This window comes from Stenotrophomonas maltophilia group sp. RNC7, from assembly GCF_030910085.1.
GTDB lineage: Bacteria > Pseudomonadota > Gammaproteobacteria > Xanthomonadales > Xanthomonadaceae > Stenotrophomonas > Stenotrophomonas sepilia.
The window spans coordinates 1-18,845 of the sequence record NZ_JAVFVN010000455.1 but is presented as its reverse complement, the minus strand read 5'-3'; the positions used below and the strand labels follow the sequence as shown (position 1 = coordinate 18,845).

The following is an 18,845-nucleotide window of genomic DNA, read 5'->3' as shown; positions in this document are numbered from 1 at the left end:
CAGGCCTCTTTGGCGACCTGCAGTTTGAAACGCGCGTCGTATCTGTTCATGTATCCCTCGGGGTTGGATCTGATGTCCAACTCCCGGGGGTCACTTCACCATGGGGGCTCGATCGGCGCATCCATGCGCCTCACGGTCCTGGCCAGGGTGCCCCACCGCCGCCAGACAGTTTCCCGCGCGGGCGGCAGCACATCACCGCGCCGAAGGGATTGCGCTTGAAAAGCAAAGAGCCGGGCAATGCCCGGCTCTTTGCTTTTGCTCTTCTTTGCCTTCCGCACCGTGGCGCGGGAAGCCGTCGAGCAGGGTCGGATGGGCCGGCGCAGGACCGTTGGCGCCATGGATGGCGCCATCGAGCCCCCATGGATGGGTTTACGGCGTGTCCTGCGCCGGCCCATCCGGCTCTGCCCCGCGATGATAATCAAGACGCCACGGAGCAACGCTTTCGATTTAGAACTCCGCCGCCACCGTCATGAACAGCTGCCGCGGCGCGCTCGCATGGATCGCATAGCGCGTGCCCTTCGGATCGGTGGGTGCGAACGAGCTCAGCTGGCCGGCGTAGCGCTTGTTGGTCAGGTTGGTCGCATTCAACGACACCCGAACGTTGCGCAGGCCCAGGCCCGGGCCGAAGTCGTAGCCTGCACCGGCGTCGAAGGTGGTCACGCCCGGCACCGACTGGTCGTTGGTGTAGGTGTAGTAGCGCTTGCCGGTGTACTTGGCACGCAGGCTGGCGAAGAAGCCATCGCGGTTCCAGCTGATCTCGCTGGAGGCCATGCGCTGCGGCGTATCCACCGTGATCTTGCCGGCCACCGGCACGATCGCGCCGCCCGAGGTGTAGTCATCCTCGTAGGTGGTCTTGTTCCAGGACAGCGCGTTGTACCACTGCAGGCCGTCGATCGGCTTGAGGATGAAGGTCAGTTCCGCGCCGTGGCTCTTTACCGAACCGACGTTGATGAAGCGCGTCACGCACTCCGGACGCGTGCCGACTTCGATGCTCGAGCACGGGTTCAGCGACAGCAGGCGGTTGTCGAATTTCACGTTGTAGGCGGCGATCGAGGCCTGGTACTTCTCGCCGAAGGTACGGAAGCCGGCTTCCAGGCTCTTAGACTTCTCCGGTTCCAGCCCGGCGCTGGCCGCGAACGATTCCGGCGACACCTGCAGCGGGCCACCGCTGCCGCCACCGACAAAGGCGGCGATGTTCTCGGCGTACGAGGCAAACAGTTCATTGTTGGCGTTGAGCTTGAAACCCAGGCCCACCTGCGGCAGCACCGACTTCTTGGCGGTCAGCGTGCCCGAGGCGATGCGGGTTTCCACGCCCGGCTGGGCGGTGGCGCGCATGCGGGTGTTCGGGCTCTTGATGCCCACGTCCACGGTCAGGCGCTGGTCCAGGAAGCGCATGCGGTCCTGCACGTAGAACTGGCGCGTGCGGATGTCGAAGTCCTGGTTGAACAGCAGGCGGTCCGGGTTCTTCAGGTACAGGTCGTCCAGGAACGGGCCACTGATGTAGTAGAAGTTGCGCGAGACGTTGTGGTCGTTCTGCTCGTACCACAGGCCGGCTTCCAGTTCGTGGATGCCCACCGTCCACGACAGCGCGGCGGTCAGACCATCGCGGTTGATCGTGTAGTTGGTGCTGCGGATCGAAATCGGCAGCATCCTGTCGGTGCCCGGGTAGGACGGCTGGCCCGGTGCCCACCAGTGGCCCTGGCCACGGTTGTCGTGGTGGTAGGCCAGCAGCTTCAGGCGACCCTGCTCGCCCAGGCGCAGGTCGGCATCGACCGAATACAGGTTGTCGTCGCGCAGTGCACGGCTCTGGTAGTACGCATCGTCGATGCTGTTGACGCCGCCGCTGAACCTGCAGCGCGCCTTGTTGTAGGTGCCCGGCGCGCAGTACGCGGCGGCGACGGCGCGATCCCAGTCCGGCGCGTAGATGTTCCAGTCATAGCCCAGGCCGCGGGCCAGCATGTCCTTGGACAGGTAGGCGTAGTTGGCCTGGCTGGCGCGCGAGGTCGCCACGAACGCACCGAAACGGTGGTCGCCGACATTCCACACGGCCTTGGCGTTGAACTGGCGGGTGGTCTGGTTCTGGTACGGCGCCGCCCACATGTCCTGGTCCTGGTGCACGCCGGACACATAGGCCGAGAAGCCGTTGAGGTCGCCGGTATCCACGCGCAGGTAGCCGCGACGCTGGTTGTTGTCACCCACGGTGACGCTGGCGCGGCCACCGAATTCGGTGGACGGGTCCATCGAGAAGTACTGGATGGTGCCGCCCAGGTTGCTGGTCGAAGCCACGCCCAGCGAGCCGATGCCCTGCGACAACTCTGCGCCGGCCAGGTTCTCGGCGATGATCGCGCGGGCAATGCTCAGGCCGTTGTAGTTGCCGTAGCTGTTGTCACCCAGCGGAATGCCATCAAGCGTGTAGCCGAGGCGGCTCTTGTCGAAGCCGCGCAGGCTGATGGTCTGCGATTCTTCGTTGGCGCCGAAGGCGTCGTTGGACTGCACCGACACGCCCGGCAGGCGGTCGAGGATCTTCTGGCCACTGGAGCCCGGCGGCAGCACCTGCTTGTCGACGGCGGTGATGCGCTGTACCTGGCGGGTCTCGCCCTGGCCGATCACGGAGACGGTATCCAGCGTCTGCGCGCTCAGCGCGGCTTCGGTGCTGGTGCCGGTATCGGCGGTGGTGGCGGCATGTGCGCTGGCGGCGGCGAAGAGCGCGATCGCCACGGCGATCGTCAGGTGTCGGGTCTGCATGATGGTCCGTTGCATGGGGGGTGGTCACCGGCACGGGTGCGCGGTGCATGGCCACTATGCGAACGGAACATGAAACCTTCTTTACGAGAAACCAACGAACGACGCAGGCCCCCGTGCGTGTCCTGCAACCCGATAGAAAAAGGGGCCGGATCCCCCTCGCGAACGAAGATTCACCGGCCCCGCGCACTCCGTGGGGGAGGGCTCAACCCATGTACAGGCCACCGTTGACCGGATAGTCGGCACCGGTCACGTACGAGGCTTCATCCGAGGCCAGCCACGCGCACAGGCCGGCCACTTCCTCGGGCCGACCCAGCCGGCGCACCGGCACCGAGGCGGCCAGCCGATCCAGTACATCCGGCGGGAAGCTGCTGATCGCCTGGCTGGCGATGTAGCCTGGCGACAGCGTGTTGACGGTGACCCCGCGCGAGGCCACTTCGGCGGCCAGTGCACGGCTGAAACCGTGCATCGCGGCCTTGGCGGTGGCGTAGTTCACCTGGCCGATCTGGCCCTTGTGGGCGCTGACCGAACCGATGTTGATGATGCGGCCCCAGCCGCGCGTGGCCATGCCATCGACCACCTGCTTGGTCAGGTTGAACAGCGCATTGAGGTTGGAGGCGATCACCGCGTTCCAGTCTTCCACCGTCATCTGCCGGAAAAGAAGGTCGCGGCTGCCGCCGGAGTTGTTGACCAGCACGTCCACCTCACCGACTTCTGCACGGACCTTGGCGAACGCGGCGCTGGTCGAGGCCCAGTCGGTGGCGTTGCCTTCGGAGGCGATGAAGTCGAAGCCCTGTTCGCGCTGCTCGCGCAGCCAGTTGGCCTTGCGCGGCGAGTTGGGCGCGCAGCCGGCGACCACGGTGTGGCCGCTGCGGGCCAGGCTCTGGCAGATGGCAGTACCGACACTGCCCATTCCACTGGTGACGTAAGCGATTCGAAGCGTCATTGCAGAAGGCTCCTTGGCAAAGGGTCAGGCGGCGAGGGGATACAGGCCGAACACCAGGCTGCCGATCATCAGCAGCATCGAAATGGCGATGGCCCACTTCAGGGTGAACTTCTGGTGGTCGGCGAATTCGACCTTGGCCAGGCCCACCAGCAGGTAGGTGGACGGTACCAGCGGGCTGAGCAGGTGCACCGGCTGGCCGGCCAGCGAGGCGCGCGCCATCTCCACCGGGGTGATGCCGTAGTTGCCGGCGGCCTCGGACAGGATCGGCAGCACGCCGAAGTAGAACGCGTCGTTGGACATGAAGAAGGTGAACGGCATCGATGCCACGGCGGTGATCACCGCCAGGTACGGGCCCCACGACTCCGGAATCACCGCCAGGAAGCTGTGTGACATCGCCTCGACCATGCCGGTGTTGTTGAGGATGCCGGTGAAGATGCCCGCGGCGAAGATCAGCGACACCACCGACAGCACGTTGCCGGCGTGGTTGACCACGCGGCGGCGCTGTTCGGCCAGGTTCGGGTAGTTGATCACCAGGGCGATGGCGAAGCCGACCATGAACAGCACCGGCATCGGCAGCACGCCGATGATCAGCGCGGTCATCAGCGCCACGGTCAGGGCCAGGTTGACCCACAGCAGCTTCGGACGCTTGATGTCCTCGGCGTCTTCCACGGTCGGCAGCGGATTGCTGTCATCGGACACGCTGTTGTCCAGCCAGCTGCCGCCCTTGGGCAGGGTCACCACGCCAAGGCGACGGCGTTCCTTCAGGCCCAGGTACCAGGCCAGCAGCAGCACGCCGGCACAGGCGATCACCATCGACGGGATCAGCGGCACGAACACATCGGCCGGGTCCACGTGCAGCGCGGTGGCCGCGCGTGCGGTCGGGCCGCCCCACGGGGTCAGGTTCATCACGCCGCCGGCCAGGATGGTCACGCAGGTCATGTTCAGCGCGTTCATGCCGAGGCGCTGGTACAGCGGCAGCATCGCCGAGACGGTAATCATGTAGGTGGTCGAACCGTCGCCATCGAGCGAGATCAGCATCGCCAGCACTGCGGTGCCGAGCACGATCTTCATCGGATCGCCCTTGACGAAGCGCAGGATCACCCGTACCAGCGGATCGAACAGGCCGGCGTCGATCATCACCCCGAAGTAGAGGATGGCGAACATCAGCATCACGCCGGTCGGCGCGATCTTCTTGATGCCCTCCAGCATCATCTCGTCGATGCCGGCACCGAAGCCGCCGATCAGCGCGAACAGGATGGGGATGGTGATCAGGGCGACGAGCGGCGACAGGCGTTTGCTCATGATCAAGTACATGAACGTAATGACCATGCCAAAGCCGAGGATGCTCAGCATCATCTGCGGACTCCTTGCGAAAACAGGATGTGGGGGAGTGGAAGGGGGGGCGGTCGGTTTGCCCGGGACAGCTGGCTTAGAAGTCGTACTGCAGGCGGCCGGTGACCGCGCGCGTGCGGTCCACTGTGACCCCGGCCAGGCGGTCGCGATTGCGGCTTTCGATCACGTTGAGCATGAAGCGCAGGTTGTCGCGCAGGTACCAGTTGCCACCCAGCGTCCACGCTTCGGTGCTGCCACGGCGCAGGTCCGGCGCACCATCGAGATGCTGCGCACCCCACATCTGGTCGTAGCGCAGCGCTACTTCGAAGGCACCGGCCTTGTGGCGGATGTCCTTCACCCGCGCAAAGCGGCCGGTCTTGCGGTCGTAGGCACGGCTTTCGCCGGTGACGAACCAGCTGACCATGCCGTAGGCGGCCATCACGTCGCCACGCTGCGCACCGTCATCGAAGGTGGCGCCACTGAACTCGCCCTGCCACGACAACGGGCCGCGCACCTGCGCGTATTCCAGCGACCACTTGTTGACGTCGGTATCGCGGCCGGCGGAGAAGTCGACCAGGGTCAGGCGGCTGTTGTCGGACAGGTGACCGGCCGGGCGCGGGCGGATACGCAGGCCGGGCACGCCGTTGGCCCCCGGGTTGTCGTAGGCCTCGCGGGCCAGCGACAGGCCCAGGTGCAGCACGTCACCGTCGCTGGGCGAGGGCGCCCAGGTGACGCGACCACCCGCCGCGCGGCCCTTCACCTGCCAGGCGTCGATGCTCTCCAGGCTGTAGATGCTGGCCGCCCAGGTGAAGTCACCCGGGTTGGCCTGCCAGGACGCACCCAGGCGGTACAGCGGCGCCAGCGTGGTGCCGGCGTTGCCGCGCTCCAGGAAGCTGCCGTAGTTGGAGCTGGTACGGTCATCCAGCGAGAAGTACTGCTTGAACTGGCCCACGGTCAGCTTGCCGGCCTTGCCGAAGCTGCGCGCCAGGTACACGTCCTTGGCCTCGACGCGGTCGCCGGAGAAGTCGGCTTCCAGCTTGTAGTCGACCACGAAGAACCTGCCGGACACGTCCAGCCAGGCACGACGGATCTCGGTGTCGTCCTTGTTCGGGGTGCCGCGGTTGTCGTTGTCGAAGGTGGCGAAGTCCAGGTGCAGGCGGCCACCGAGAGTGGCGGTGACCGGGCGGTCGTCTTCGGCAGCGAAGGCCGGCGCCGACAGGGCAGCCAGCGCCATCATGGCGGCAGGACGCCGCCAGGCAAACGTGAATTCCACAAACCCTCCCAGGTGCGCGCCAGGCGCGCGGCAATCGTGGGCACCGGACGGTGCGCGGCCGCAGTCTGGGTCGGGCAAGCTGTCATCGTCCTGTCAGCGGTTTGTGCGGTGCAGCGTAAATCCGGCCGCTGCGCTCACTGGGCCACACCCGGCAAGCGCGGCGGCGGCATGCGGTAGCATTCGGTTCCCCTCCCACCCGTGTGCCCATGCGCCTGCTGCTGGTCGAAGACAACCCGGATCTGGCCGATGCGATCATCCGCCGGATGCGCCGCAGCGGGCACGCTGTGGACTGGCAGGCTGATGGCCTGGCCGCCGCCAGCGTGCTGCGCTACCAGAGCTTCGACCTGGTGGTGCTGGACATCGGCCTGCCCAAGCTCGATGGCCTGCGCGTGCTGGCCGGCATGCGCGAGCGCGGTGACAGCACGCCGGTGCTGATGCTGACCGCGCGCGATGGCATCGAGGATCGCGTGCAGGCGCTGGATGTCGGTGCCGACGATTACCTGGGCAAGCCATTCGATTTCCGCGAGTTCGAAGCGCGCTGCCGCGTGCTGCTGCGGCGTGCGCGTGGCCAGGCCAGCGAAGTGGTGCAGATCGGCGGCTTCCAGTTCGACAACGCTGCGCACCGGGTCAGCCTCGACGGCGAACCGATCGAACTGCCCAACCGCGAGTACCGCCTGCTGGAGATCCTGGTCGGGCGCCTCGGCCAAGTGGTCGGCAAGGATGAGATCGGCAACGGCCTGTTCGGTTTCGATGACGAAGCGGGCCCGAATGCCATCGAGTTGTATGTTGGCCGCCTGAGAAAGAAGCTGGCCGGCGCACCGTTGCGCATCACCACGGTGCGCGGTGTCGGCTATCTGCTGGAAGCCAGCGACGCCAGTGCCGACGCCGATGGCTGACATGCGCGCTGCAACGGCCGCGCCGGGCTCGCTGCGGCGCACGCTGCTGCTCTACCTCGGCGTGCTGCTGGCGGTGTTCGCAGTGGCCCTGCTGTTCGCCGCGCGCGATTACGGCCAGCGCGCCGCCAATCGATCCTACGATCACCTGCTGGTGTCCTCGGCGCTGTCCATTGCCGATTCGGTGGCCCTGGTCGATGGCCAGTGGCAGGTCGATCTGCCGTATGCGGCGTTGGACCTGCTGGCGATGGCACCGGAAGACCGCGTGTTCTACAGGGTGGCCGACAACCGCGGCAACCTGATCACCGGCTATGGCGACCTGCCGGCACCGCCGCGCCGGCCCGGTACCCAGCCGCAGCTGTTCGATGCCACCTACAGCGGCGAGACCGTGCGCTTCGTGGTGGTCGGTCGCAGCTTCGCCGCTGCCTCGGCGCAGGGCGAGGTGCAGGTCCAGGTCGGCCAGACCCGGCGTGCGCGCGAAGCGGTCGCGCAGGACATGGTCAATCGCGCATTGCTCGCGATCAGCGTGCTGTCCGGGCTGCTGCTGGCACTGGTGGCGTTCGGCGTGCATCGCGCATTCCGGCCGCTGGTGCGGGTGGAGCGCGAGCTGTCGCGACGGGAGCCGTCCGACCTGAAGCCGCTGGATGCCCGCGTTCCGCGCGAGATGGACCAGATGGTGGCGGCGCTGAACCGCTTCATGGAACGCCTGTCCAGCAGCAACGAGACACTGCGCGCGTTCATGGCCGAGGCTGCGCACCAGATGCGCACGCCGCTGGCTGCATTGCGCGCACAGGCACAGCTGGCGCTGGATGATGACGATCCGGAGGACATGCGGCGCAGCCTGCAGGCGATCGAGCGCAACGCCACCCATATGAGCCGGCTGCTGAACCAGCTGCTCAGCGATGCCAGCGTGATCCATCGTTCGCATCTGCAGCGCTTTGCAGCGGTGGACCTGGCCGAGACCGTGCACCAGGCCTTGCATGAAGCGCTGCCGCAGGCCGGTCCGGCGCCACGCGTGCAGTTGGCGATGACCGCCGAACCGGCACTGGTGCACGGCGATGCGCTGCTGCTGCGCGAGGCGATCAAGAACCTGGTCGACAACGCATTGAAGTACGGCGGTGACGGCGACTTGCAGATTGCCCTTACCGTGGAAGGCGAGCATGCCGTGCTGACCATCGCCGACCACGGCGCAGGCATCGCCCCGGCCGATGCCGAGCGCGTATTCGAGCGTTTCGCCCGTGGCGAAGGCGCGCCATCCGGCGGTGCCGGGCTGGGCCTGGCCATCGTCAAGCGCGTGGTCGACAGCCATGGCGGCCGCATTGACCTGAGCAACCGCCCGCAGGGCGGGCTGGTCGCCACCATCCGCCTGCCCCGGAGCAGTCCATGATCCGCTTGTTCGCGACGACTGTTGCGCTGCTGCTGGCCCTGCCGGTGTTGGCCGCGCCCGGCGATGTGCGCCGTTTTCCCGCACAGGGAGCGGCCACCGCGCAGCTGCGCATCCACGGCACCACCGACATCGAAGTGTTCGCGGTGGTCATCGCCGACTACCAGCGCCTTCATCCCGGCACCGAAGTGGTGTACGAGGACATCATCACCCAGGACCTGTACGCGCGTTACCTGCACGACCGTGGCGGGCCGGCATCACCGGACCTGCTGATCTCCAGCGGCATGGACCTGCAGACCAAGCTGGTCAACGATGGCCATGCGCTGCCGCACCGCTCGGCGCAGACCGCGGCGCTGCCGGCGTGGGCGCAATGGCGCAACGAGGCATTCGGCATCAGCTACGAGCCGGTGGTGATGGTCTACAACACCCGCGCACTGCCGGCAGCGAAGGTGCCGCACACGCGCCGCCAGCTGCTGGACCGGCTGCGTGCTGAAGGTGCACCGCTGCGCGGCAAGGTCGGCACCTATGACATCGAGCGCAGCAGTGTCGGCTACCTGCTGGCGACCCAGGACGCGCAGCGCGGCAGCATTGCCGGCGCGCTGCTGGGCGCGCTCGGCGACAACGACGTGGTGCGCGAGGAGCGTACTGGCGTGCTGCTGGACCAGGTGGCCAGTGGCCAGCTGTCGCTGGTCTACAACGTGCTCGGCTCCTACGCGCAGGCACGTGTCGATGCCGGCGCGCCACTGGCCATCATCGAGCCCGAGGACTACACGCTGGTGGTGCTGCGCACCGCGGTGATCCCGCGCACCGGCCCGCACCCGGAAGAAGCGCGGCGCTTCCTCGATTACCTGCTGTCGCCGCGTGGCCAGCAGGTGCTGTCGCGCGAGGCGCGGCTGATGCCGATCGTGACCGGCAACGCACGCGGTGACGATGCGCCCGGCCGCAGCCGCCGTCCGATCCAGCTCGGCCCGGGCCTGCTGGTGTACCTGGACGCGCTCAAGCGTCGCCAGTTCCTCGATGCCTGGCGCAGCAGCGTCGAGCCGGCCGGGCGCTGAGGCGGCGACCTGCCCGTACAATGGCGGCATGAGCGAATACACCATCCTGATCGCCGATGACCACCCGCTGCTGCGTTCTGCGGTGGTGCAGTCCTTGCGGCAGAGCCTGCCGCTGGCGCAGGTGCGCGAGGTGGCCAGCGCCGAGGCATTGGCAGAGGTGCTGGATGCACAACCGGACGTGGACCTGGTGCTGCTCGACCTGACCATGCCCGGCGCACACGGTTTTTCCGCACTGCTGCACGTGCGCGGCTCGCATCCGGATATCCCGGTGGTGATCCTCTCGTCCAACGACCATCCGCGGGTGATCCGCCGTGCCCAGCAGTTCGGCTCGGCCGGTTTCATCCCGAAGTCGGCCCCGGCCGAGACCATCGGCGAGGCCGTGCAGGCGGTGCTCGACGGCGGCCTGTGGTTCCCGGCAATGGCCGCCGAGCGCTCGGAGGCCGATGCGCTGCTGGCCAGCCGCCTGGCCCAGCTGACCCCGCAGCAGTTCCGCGTGCTGCTCTGCCTGGCCGATGGCCTGCTCAACAAGCAGATCGCCTACACGCTGGGGCTGGCTGAGAACACGGTGAAGGTGCATGTCACCGCCATCCTGAAAAAACTCGAGTGCCATAGCCGCACCCAGGCCGCGGTGCTGGTGAAGGCGCTGGAGCCTGAAGGCGACGCCGGCATCGGGCTGTAGTTTCCAGCCAACGGCATAGCCCCTCGTGGGTAGACACGTAGAGCAGTTCATGGGGGAGGCCGGGCAGGTTCCGTGCGCGTCCACCCACGGAAGAGAAAAGAGGATCAAAAGCAAAGGCAGCCTGGCAGGCCGCTTTTTGTAGAGCCGAGCCCACGCTCGGCTGCTTTCTGGCTGGTCGGTGAAGCCGAGCATGGGCTCGGCTCTACACAAGCAAGCGCAGCGCGCGACTCGCTTTTGATCTTATTTTCTTCTCCGCGGGTGGACGCGCACGGCACGTGTCCGTGGCCGGGTAGATGGGCTGCGCCGTTGGCTGGAAACTACCCGCGATGCCGGATCAACAACTGACTCATCAGCGCCCGCAGCGCAGGCGGCTTTACCGGCTTGGCCATCATTCCCCAGCCGCGCTCGGCGGCCATCTCACGCAATCCCGCATCGCGCTCTGCAGTGACCAGCACCACCGGCGGGCGTGCCTGCCACAACTCCGCCAGCGTCTCGTACAGCACCGGCCCGTGGTGATCGCCCATGCGCACATCCAGCAGCACCAGCTCCGGAACCGTCTCGGCACTGGCCAACTGCAGCGCCGCCGGTGGCCCATCGGCCAGCGCCACCTCGCAGCCCCAGCGCTCCAGCAGCGCACGGCTGGCCGCACACACGTGCGGATCGTCGTCGATCACCCACACCCGACGCCCACGCAGCGGGTTGTCCGCGCCCGGTTCCTGCGCCAGTACCGGCGCAGGCGCGGTGGCCGGAATCGCGCTGGCTTCGCCGAACGGTACGCCTACCGCGAACACGCTGCCCCGGCCCAGCTGCGAGCGCAGCCGGATCGGATGGCCGAGGAGGCGGCCGATGCGGTCGACAATGGCCAGGCCAAGGCCGGCGCCGCGCTGCTGGCCGTCGTGCAGGCGTCGGAACTCCTCGAAGATCTCGCCCTGCAACGCGTCGGGAATACCCGGGCCCTGGTCGTGCACTTCGATCCACAGCAGTCCTTCACGGCGGCGGCAGCCAAGCAGCACGCGGCCGCGCTCGCTGTAGCGCAGTGCATTGGACAGGAAATTCTGCAGGATGCGGCGCAGCAGCGCTTCGTCGCTGACCACCACGGCATGGGTATCGACCCAGTCCACCACCAGCCCGCGTGACTGCGCGGCGATGCCGAACTCGCGCGCCAGCGTCTGCAGCAGGGGGCCCAGCCGGAACGCCTGTACGCGGGTGGGCAGGCTGCCTGATTCCAGCCGCGCGATATCCAGCAGGCTGTTGAGGATCGCGTCCTGCGCCGCCAGCGCGGCATCGATATGATCGGCAGTCTGCTGCTGCGCCGGGTCGCCCAGCTTGCCGCGCAGCACTGAGACGAACATGCGCGCAGCGTTGAGCGGCTGCAGCAGGTCGTGCACCGCCGAGGCGACGAAGCGGGTCTTGTAGCGGTTGGCCTGCTCGGCCTCGCGCCGCGCCTCGTCCAGGTCGCGGGTGCGTTCGGCGATGCGGTGTTCCAGCGCATCGGCCAGCGAGCGTAGTTCGCGCGCAGCGTTCTTGTAGCTGGTGATGTCCGCATAGCTGGTGACGAAGCCGCCGTCGGGCAGCGGATTGCCGCGGATCTCCAGCACCGTGCCGTCGTCCTTTTCGCTCTCGCGCATGTGCGGGCGGCCACTGCGCAGGTGGTTCAGGCGGCGCTCGATGGCCTCGTCCACCGGGCCGGGACCGAGCAGGCCACGACGGGCATTGAAACGGAACAGTTCCTCGATCGGCCGGCCCACGCGCACCAGGTCTGCCGGGAACCGGAACAGTTCCAGATAGCGCGAATTCCACGCGACCAGGCGCAGGTCGCGGTCGATCACCACCACACCCTGCGGCAGGTGTTCGAGGCTGCGGCTGAGACCACTGTCGGCGTCGGTGGCGGCCTGCAGCAGGCCATCCTGTGCGGTGCGCAGCTCCTGTGCGTGCTGCTTGAGCAGGGTTTCCAGTTCGCGGCGGCTGCGCAGGCGATGCTTGGCCAGGCGCCTGCGCTGCTGCACGAACAGCACCAGGAAGCCCAAGGCCAGCCACGCGGCACCGCCGGTCAGGGCGGCCGCGCGACCTGCTGCAGTAGCGGCGCCGGCGTCGTGCAGCAGGTGCAGGTTCCAGCCTTCGGCGGGCAGCGCCAGGCTTTGCCACAGCATCGGCTGCGGCAGCGCAGGATCCAGCAGCCGCACCATGCGGCCGCCATCGGACAGCACGTCTTCGGTACGTGCACGCAAGGGCTGCAGGGCACGGTCGGCGTACTGACGGGCATCGAGCATTTCGCGGCGCTCACCGGCACGTAGCGGACGCAGCAGCCGGTAGCGCCAGCTGTCCCGGTTGGCCAGGAACACGACGTCATGGTCGTCGCTGGCCAGCACCACGTCCGGGCTGCTCAACCATTCCTGTTCCAGCGCGGACAGCTCGACCTTGATCACCACCACGCCGAGCCGCTTGCCGTCATCCTCGATGGCCTGCGAAAGGTAATAGCCGGGCACCCCGGTGGTCATGCCGATGCCGTAGAAGCGACCACGGCCCTGCGCCAGCGCTTGGCGGTAGTAGGGGCGGTAGCTGTAGTTCTCGCCGACGTTGCTGGTCGGTTGGTCCCAGTTGCTGGCCGCCACCGCCACACCATCGTGGCCGACCAGGGGCAGGGTCGAGGCCCGGGTGACTTCATTGGCACGTTGCAGCTTGAGGTTCAGTCGCTGCCGTTCGCCGGGCGAGGGCGGCACACGCAGTGCGTGCAGCAGATCCGGATCCAGCGCCATGACCTGCGGCAAGGTGCCGAAGCGGTCGATGCGCTGTTGCAGGCCCTGGCCATACAGTTGCAGCTGGCGTTGCACCTGGCTGCTTTCGTCGCCGAGCGCGCGCCGCCAGGCGTAATGGCCAGCGGCGACCGCGCACAGCACGGTGCCACCGACCATCACCAGGATGGTCAGCAACAGCATCCGGTGGCGGCTGAGCCAATACATGGCGGCAGTCTACGCAGGGCCGGCGGGCGTGGCGTGCACGCCCGCCGGGGTCTGACGTGGAAGGGGTCAGAAGTGCATCTGCGCGCGCAGTTCGAAGATCTCCGGCGTGCTGTGCACGCCACGACGGCTGGCGTCGACCTTCACGTAGTTGGCCTGGAACTTGAAGTGGCTGGTCAGGTACCAGTTCGCACCCAACGTCAGGTCGTGCTGGCGGCCACCCAGGATGTCACCATCGTCGAGGTCCAGGCGGCTGTAACGCGCCACCAGTTCGACCGCACCGTAGTTGTGAGCCGGCTTGATGTTGGCCACCGCGCCGGCGTTGTACGGCCGCGATTCGCCGGTCAGCACCCAGCTGGCCATCGCGTACTGGCCGCTGCCGGTGAAGTCGGGCTTGCCGTCATGGCGGGTGACCGTGGCGCGCAGCGCTTCGGCCTGCAGCGAGAACGGGCCGCGGATCCAGATGCCTTCCAGGCCGGTGCGGCGGATCTGGTCGGCAGTGACCAGCGCGCCGGAATCGACGTAGCGGATGTCGGTCAGGCCGGCTTCCGGGCGCGCGCGCAGGCGCGCGCTGGCCTCGTGGTGCACGTCGCGGCCATCGCTGTAGCCGCGTGGGTTCTCCTGCGAGTAGGCCAGGCCCAGGTGGATAACGTCACCCGGTGCCTTCACCGGCGTCCACACCGCACGCACCGCCTGGGTGGTGCCGGGGTTGTCGCCCTGCAGGTCCTTGCCGCCATAGGCGCCTGCCTGCAGCAGGTACTGCGGGCGCTCCAGCACCCATTCCACACCGGTACGGCGGCCTTCGTAGAAGGCCTGCACCGGCAGCGAGGTTTCCAGGAAACTGCCGGCACGCGAAGAGGTGTTCGCATCCAGGCCGACCGGCGTCTTCATGTAGCCGAAGCGGAAGCGGCCGACGTCACGGCCGAAGAAGGCCTTGCTCTCGAAGCGCACGAACACGTCCAGCCAGGTATCGGCCTGGAAGTCGTAGTAGACCATCGCGTCGTACACGCCCTTCTTCTTCAGCGTCGCACCGAATTCCTTGCGGCGCATGGCGTCGTCGTCCTCGAGGCCACTGGCCGAGGAAAAGTCGTTGTAGTCGTAGGCGATGTTGGCGGTAGCGGCCAACTCGGTGCCATCGCCGAAGGTGTACTTTGTCGGCCAGTTGTCGAAATCGGCAGCCGAAGCGAAGGCGGGAAGGGCGGCCAGCGACAGGGCCAGCAAGGTGGGATTCGGGCGCATGTAGGGTGCGGCTCTCTCAGATTGCGTGTGGACAGGACATCAACGGCCGCAGGGGCCGAAACTTTCGCAGGGACATGCCCAGCCGTTCAGCCCGGGCCACCGGCCTTCCCGTTTCCGGGCGGTGCGGCGCCAGTGTAGGCACCTGTGCCACCTGAACCGGGGGGCTAGTACCAATAGGTTATCTGCGCCGGCGTGCCTGGCGCGTACAAAGGCGTCCATTGGTCGCACCCCCTGTGCGTGCAGTACAGGGCCTGCGATCAGTTTCCACGGTAACGGCTCCCGTGCAGTCCCGGGGCCGTACGTGCCTGAAAACGCCCCTTCCGGAGTCCGCCATGCACATCCCGACCGCAGCACCGGTGCCTGCAAAGCCGTTGCCGATCTATCGCCAGCTGTACTTCCAGGTGATCGTGGCGATCGTCCTGGGTGCCATCCTCGGCCATTACGAGCCACTGGTCGGCGAGAAGATGAAGCCGCTCGGCGATGCCTTCATCAACCTGGTGAAGATGATCATCGCGCCGGTGATCTTCCTCACCATCGTCACCGGCATCGCCAGCATGACCCACCTGCGCACGGTGGGCCGGGTGTTCGCCAAGGCGATGGCGTACTTCCTGTTCTTCTCCACGCTGGCGCTGATTGTCGGCATGATCGTGGCGCACGTGGTACAGCCCGGCGCGGGCATGAACATCAACCCGGCCGAGCTGGACCAGACCGCAGTGCACAGCTACGTCGAGAAGTCGCATGACCTGACCCTGGTCGGCTTCCTGATGGACATCATCCCGAAGACACTGATCAGCGCGTTCGTCGATGGCAACATCCTGCAGGTGCTGTTCGTGGCCGTGCTGTTCGGCATCGCGCTGGCATCAGTGGGCGAGAAGGGCAAGCCGATCGTGAACTTCCTGGAGGCGCTGGTCGCCCCGGTGTTCAAGCTGGTGCACATCCTGATGAAGGCCGCCCCGATCGGTGCCTTCGGTGCGATCGCCTTCACCATCGGCAAGTACGGCGTCGGCTCGCTGATCAACCTCGCCTGGCTGGTGGGCTCGTTCTACCTCACCGCGTTCCTGTTCGTGGCGGTGATCCTCGGTGTGGTCTGCCGCCTGTGCGGCTTCTCGGTGTTCAAGCTGGCGCGCTACCTGAAGGCCGAACTGCTGCTGGTGCTCGGCACCTCCTCGTCGGAGTCGGCGCTGCCGTCGCTGATGGAGAAGATGGAACGCGCCGGCTGCAGCAAGTCGGTGGTGGGCCTGGTGGTCCCGACCGGCTACTCGTTCAACCTGGACGGCACCAACATCTACATGACCCTGGCGGCACTGTTCATCGCCCAGGCCACCAACACCGAACTGACCCTGGGCCACCAGATCGCCCTGCTGCTGGTCGCCATGCTCAGCTCCAAGGGCGCGGCCGGTGTCACCGGCGCCGGTTTCATCACCCTGGCCGCCACCCTGGCCGTGGTGCCGGAGGTGCCGGTGGCTGGCATGGCGCTGATCCTGGGCGTGGACCGCTTCATGAGCGAATGCCGCTCGCTGACCAATTTCATCGGCAATGCGGTGGCCACCGTGGTGGTCTCGCGCTGGGAAGGCGCGCTGGACCGCAACCGCCTGCAGCTGGCGCTGGATGGCCGCGAGAGCGAACTGCCGCCGCCGGTCGATGCGCTGCCCGAGGCGCTGCCGGCCAAGGGCTGATCCAGGTGTGTGGTACCGCGGGGCCGATCACGTCAGTGGTACGGCCCCGCGGCGTTTCAGGGCGTCCCATGGCTGTCATGGGCAGCGCCGAAGCTGGTATCGCGGTACCGTCGCATACGGCACGGAATTGTGCGGTCGCAGCATGCTTGCGACAGGATAGCGACAGGTCCGGACGCTCCAACGGGGGTATCATCCCCTGTCCCTTCTGCCCATTCATGTAACCCACATCGATGTCCAACGAAGATTTCAAACAGGCCGCCCTCGATTACCACCGGATGTCCCCGCCGGGAAAGATCAAGGTTTCCGCTACCAAGCCCATGCTGACCCAGCGCGACCTGTCGCTGGCGTATTCGCCGGGCGTGGCGTACGCCTGTGAAGCGATCAAGGCCGACCCGCAGCAGGCCAGCGAGCTGACCGCCCGCGGCAACCTGGTGGCGGTGATCTCCAACGGCACCGCGGTGCTGGGCCTGGGCAACATCGGCGCGCTGGCCGGCAAGCCGGTGATGGAAGGCAAGGGCGTGCTGTTCCAGAAGTTCGCCGGCATCGATGTGTTCGACATCGAAGTGGATGAGACCGACCCGGACAAGCTGGTCGACATCATCGCCTCGCTGGAACCGACCTTCGGCGGCATCAACCTGGAGGACATCAAGGCGCCGGAATGCTTCGTGGTCGAGCGCAAGCTGCGCGAGCGCATGAAGATCCCGGTGTTCCATGACGACCAGCATGGCACGGCGATCATCGTCGGCGCGGCCGTGCTCAACGCGATGGCGATCACCGGCAAGAAGATCGAGGAAGTGAAGCTGGCGACCACGGGCATGGGCGCGGCCGGCATTTCCTGCGTGAACATGCTGGTGCAGCTGGGCCTGAAGCCGGAGAACATCCTGGCCTTCGATCGCGAGGGCGTGATCCATACCGGTCGTACCGACCTGGACCCGGAAAAGCAGCGCTATGCGCGTGACACCGACAAGCGCACCCTGGCCGAGATCGTCGACGGCGCGGACATCTTCCTGGGCCTGTCGGCACCGGGCATCCTGACCGCCGACATGGTCAAGACCATGGCGCCGGATCCGGTGATCTTCGCGCTGGCCAACCCGACCCCGGAAATCATGCCGGAGGTGGCGCGCGCTGCGCGTCCGGACGCGATCATCGGCACCGGCCGTTCGGACTACCCGAACCAGGTCAACAACGTGCTGTGCTTCCCGTATCTGTTCCGTGGTGCGCTGGACGTGGGTGCGACCGCGATCAACGAGGAAATGAAGATCGCCTGCGTGCGTGCCATCGCTGCACTGGCACGCCGTGCAGCCACCGACATGGGCTCGGCCTACGGCGGCGAGACCCCGAGCTTCGGCCGTGAATACCTGATCCCGCGCCCGTTCGACCGCCGCCTGCTGGTGGAACTGTCGGCCGCCGTGGCCCAGGCCGCGATGGACTCGGGCGTGGCCTCGCGCCCGATCGAGGACATGGGCGCCTACCGCGACAAGCTGGCCCAGTTCGTCTACCGCACCAGCCTGATGATGAAGCCGGTGTACGACCGCGCGCGCAGCGACAAGCAGCGCGTGGTGTACGCCGAGGGCGAAGAGGAAGTGGTGCTGCAGGCGGTGCAGAACGTGGTCGATGACGGCCTGGCGCATCCGATCCTGATCGGCCGCCCGGAAGTGATCGAGTCGCGCATCGAGCGCCTCGGCCTGCGCCTGAAGATCGGCGAGAACGTTGAAGTCACCAACATCAACGACGACCCGCGTTTCAACGAATACTGGCAGTACTACCACGGCCTGACCGGCCGTCGTGGCGTGACCGTGGCCGCGGCGAAGAACCTGATGCGGTCGCGCCCGACCCTGATCGCAGCGGTGATGGTCGCCCGTGGCGAAGCCGATGCGATGCTGACCGGCATCGTCGGCCGCTTCCACAAGAAGCTGGGCTACGTGCGCAGCGTGCTGCCGCTAGAGCCGAAGGTCACCTCGACCTCGGCGATGACCGGCGTGATCAACCAGCAGGGCGTGTTCTTCTTCGTCGATACCCATGTGCAGGAAGATCCGACCGCCGAGCAGCTGTGCGAGGCGACCCTGCAGGCGGCCTATCGCATGAAGCTGTTCGGCATCGAGCCGAAGGTGGCGCTGCTGTCGCACTCCAACTTCGGCAGCCATGATTCGAAGGATGCGCTGAAGATGCGCCAGGTGCGCGAGCTGCTGCTCAAGCGCAACCCGCGCCTGAACGTGGATGGCGAAATGCAGGGCGACACCGCATGGGATGAAGCGCTGCGCCAGAAGCTGCTGCCGGGCTCGACCCTGCAGGGCCGCGCCAACCTGTTCGTGCTGCCGAACCTGGAAGCGGCCAACATCGCCTACAACCTGGTGCGCGTGTTCACCGACGGCGTGGCGATCGGCCCGATCCTGATGGGCGTGAACAAGCCGGTGCACATCCTGACCACCAGCGCGACCTCGCGCCGGATCCTGAACATGACCGCCATTGCGGCGGTCGATGCGCAGATCCGCAAGCAGATCGAAGCGGAGAAGAAGGCGTAAGCCTTCGCTCCGCTGCGATCTGCAGAAACGCGCCCTTCGGGGCGCGTTTCGTTTCCGCCCAGCGGAAACCGGATCGGGTAGCGCCGGGCCATGCCCGGCGAGCGCGCAGCGCGGCGCTTCTCGCATTCCGCCGGGCATGGCCCGGCG

Annotated in this window: 12 protein-coding genes; 6 read left to right on the top strand and 6 right to left on the bottom strand. The window is 67.0% G+C overall.

Annotated elements, in window-relative coordinates; translation table 11 throughout:
* Window positions 1-447: 447 nt before the first annotated feature.
* The 4 genes from RCF13_RS07915 to RCF13_RS07900 form a co-directional block, all read right to left on the bottom strand.
* On the bottom strand, window positions 448-2,745 hold the full coding sequence (locus RCF13_RS07915) for a TonB-dependent receptor (RefSeq protein ID WP_134968459.1): 2,298 nt from the start codon (window positions 2,743-2,745) through the stop codon (window positions 448-450).
* 202 nt (window positions 2,746-2,947) lie between these two features.
* Window positions 2,948-3,688, bottom strand: coding sequence for an acetoacetyl-CoA reductase (phbB, locus tag RCF13_RS07910; protein WP_005419193.1), 741 nt, complete (start codon window positions 3,686-3,688; stop codon window positions 2,948-2,950).
* A gap of 24 nt (window positions 3,689-3,712) precedes the next feature.
* Window positions 3,713-5,041, bottom strand: a complete 1,329-nt coding sequence (locus RCF13_RS07905; RefSeq protein WP_134968458.1) for a CitMHS family transporter — start codon at window positions 5,039-5,041, stop codon at window positions 3,713-3,715.
* Between the two features lie 76 nt (window positions 5,042-5,117).
* Entirely contained in the window at window positions 5,118-6,257 is a 1,140-nt protein-coding gene (locus RCF13_RS07900) for a porin (protein ID WP_134968457.1), read from the bottom strand.
* 242 nt (window positions 6,258-6,499) lie between these two features.
* Between RCF13_RS07900 and RCF13_RS07895 the strand changes: the two genes are divergently transcribed.
* Genes RCF13_RS07895 through RCF13_RS07880 form a run of 4 tightly spaced genes read left to right on the top strand, consistent with a single transcriptional unit; the run spans window position 6,500 to window position 10,304 of the window.
* Window positions 6,500-7,189 (top strand): response regulator transcription factor, encoded by a 690-nt coding sequence (locus RCF13_RS07895; RefSeq protein ID WP_014038433.1) that lies wholly within the window; start codon window positions 6,500-6,502, stop codon window positions 7,187-7,189.
* Window positions 7,182-8,573: a sensor histidine kinase gene (locus tag RCF13_RS07890; RefSeq protein ID WP_134968456.1), complete on the top strand. Its 1,392-nt coding sequence runs from the start codon at window positions 7,182-7,184 to the stop codon at window positions 8,571-8,573. Before RCF13_RS07895 ends, RCF13_RS07890 begins: the two co-directional genes overlap by 8 nt.
* Window positions 8,570-9,625 carry an ABC transporter substrate-binding protein gene (locus tag RCF13_RS07885; RefSeq protein WP_069139221.1) on the top strand — a complete coding sequence of 352 codons (1,056 nt, stop codon included), beginning with the start codon at window positions 8,570-8,572 and terminating at the stop codon, window positions 9,623-9,625. Before RCF13_RS07890 ends, RCF13_RS07885 begins: the two co-directional genes overlap by 4 nt.
* Window positions 9,626-9,653: 28 nt before the next feature.
* Window positions 9,654-10,304, top strand: coding sequence for a response regulator transcription factor (locus RCF13_RS07880; protein ID WP_134968455.1), 651 nt, complete (start codon window positions 9,654-9,656; stop codon window positions 10,302-10,304).
* Between the two features lie 317 nt (window positions 10,305-10,621).
* Here the strand turns inward: RCF13_RS07880 and RCF13_RS07875 are convergent, their stop codons facing one another.
* Window positions 10,622-13,264: a PAS-domain containing protein gene (locus tag RCF13_RS07875; protein ID WP_308141045.1), complete on the bottom strand. Its 2,643-nt coding sequence runs from the start codon at window positions 13,262-13,264 to the stop codon at window positions 10,622-10,624.
* Window positions 13,265-13,330: 66 nt separating this feature from the next.
* Window positions 13,331-14,500, bottom strand: a complete 1,170-nt coding sequence (locus tag RCF13_RS07870) for a porin (RefSeq protein WP_134968454.1) — start codon at window positions 14,498-14,500, stop codon at window positions 13,331-13,333.
* A gap of 332 nt (window positions 14,501-14,832) precedes the next feature.
* Here RCF13_RS07870 and RCF13_RS07865 point away from each other — a divergent pair, with 332 nt between their 5' ends.
* Window positions 14,833-16,176: a dicarboxylate/amino acid:cation symporter gene (locus RCF13_RS07865; RefSeq protein WP_061479575.1), complete on the top strand. Its 1,344-nt coding sequence runs from the start codon at window positions 14,833-14,835 to the stop codon at window positions 16,174-16,176.
* A gap of 230 nt (window positions 16,177-16,406) precedes the next feature.
* On the top strand, window positions 16,407-18,698 hold the full coding sequence (locus RCF13_RS07860) for an NADP-dependent malic enzyme (RefSeq protein ID WP_061479574.1): 2,292 nt from the start codon (window positions 16,407-16,409) through the stop codon (window positions 18,696-18,698).
* Window positions 18,699-18,845 lie beyond the last annotated feature (147 nt).

Bases quoted from the DNA above. Each gene is read 5' to 3' on its own strand.
- RCF13_RS07915 (WP_134968459.1), bottom strand. From the start codon at position 2,745: ATGCAGACCCGACACCTGACGATCGCCGTGGCGATCGCGCTCTTCGCC.
- phbB (WP_005419193.1), bottom strand. From the start codon at position 3,688: ATGACGCTTCGAATCGCTTACGTCACCAGTGGAATGGGCAGTGTCGGT.
- RCF13_RS07905 (WP_134968458.1), bottom strand. From the start codon at position 5,041: ATGCTGAGCATCCTCGGCTTTGGCATGGTCATTACGTTCATGTACTTG.
- RCF13_RS07900 (WP_134968457.1), bottom strand. From the start codon at position 6,257: ATGATGGCGCTGGCTGCCCTGTCGGCGCCGGCCTTCGCTGCCGAAGAC.
- RCF13_RS07895 (WP_014038433.1), top strand. From the start codon at position 6,500: ATGCGCCTGCTGCTGGTCGAAGACAACCCGGATCTGGCCGATGCGATC.
- RCF13_RS07890 (WP_134968456.1), top strand. From the start codon at position 7,182: ATGGCTGACATGCGCGCTGCAACGGCCGCGCCGGGCTCGCTGCGGCGC.
- RCF13_RS07885 (WP_069139221.1), top strand. From the start codon at position 8,570: ATGATCCGCTTGTTCGCGACGACTGTTGCGCTGCTGCTGGCCCTGCCG.
- RCF13_RS07880 (WP_134968455.1), top strand. From the start codon at position 9,654: ATGAGCGAATACACCATCCTGATCGCCGATGACCACCCGCTGCTGCGT.
- RCF13_RS07875 (WP_308141045.1), bottom strand. From the start codon at position 13,264: ATGTATTGGCTCAGCCGCCACCGGATGCTGTTGCTGACCATCCTGGTG.
- RCF13_RS07870 (WP_134968454.1), bottom strand. From the start codon at position 14,500: ATGCGCCCGAATCCCACCTTGCTGGCCCTGTCGCTGGCCGCCCTTCCC.
- RCF13_RS07865 (WP_061479575.1), top strand. From the start codon at position 14,833: ATGCACATCCCGACCGCAGCACCGGTGCCTGCAAAGCCGTTGCCGATC.
- RCF13_RS07860 (WP_061479574.1), top strand. From the start codon at position 16,407: ATGTCCAACGAAGATTTCAAACAGGCCGCCCTCGATTACCACCGGATG.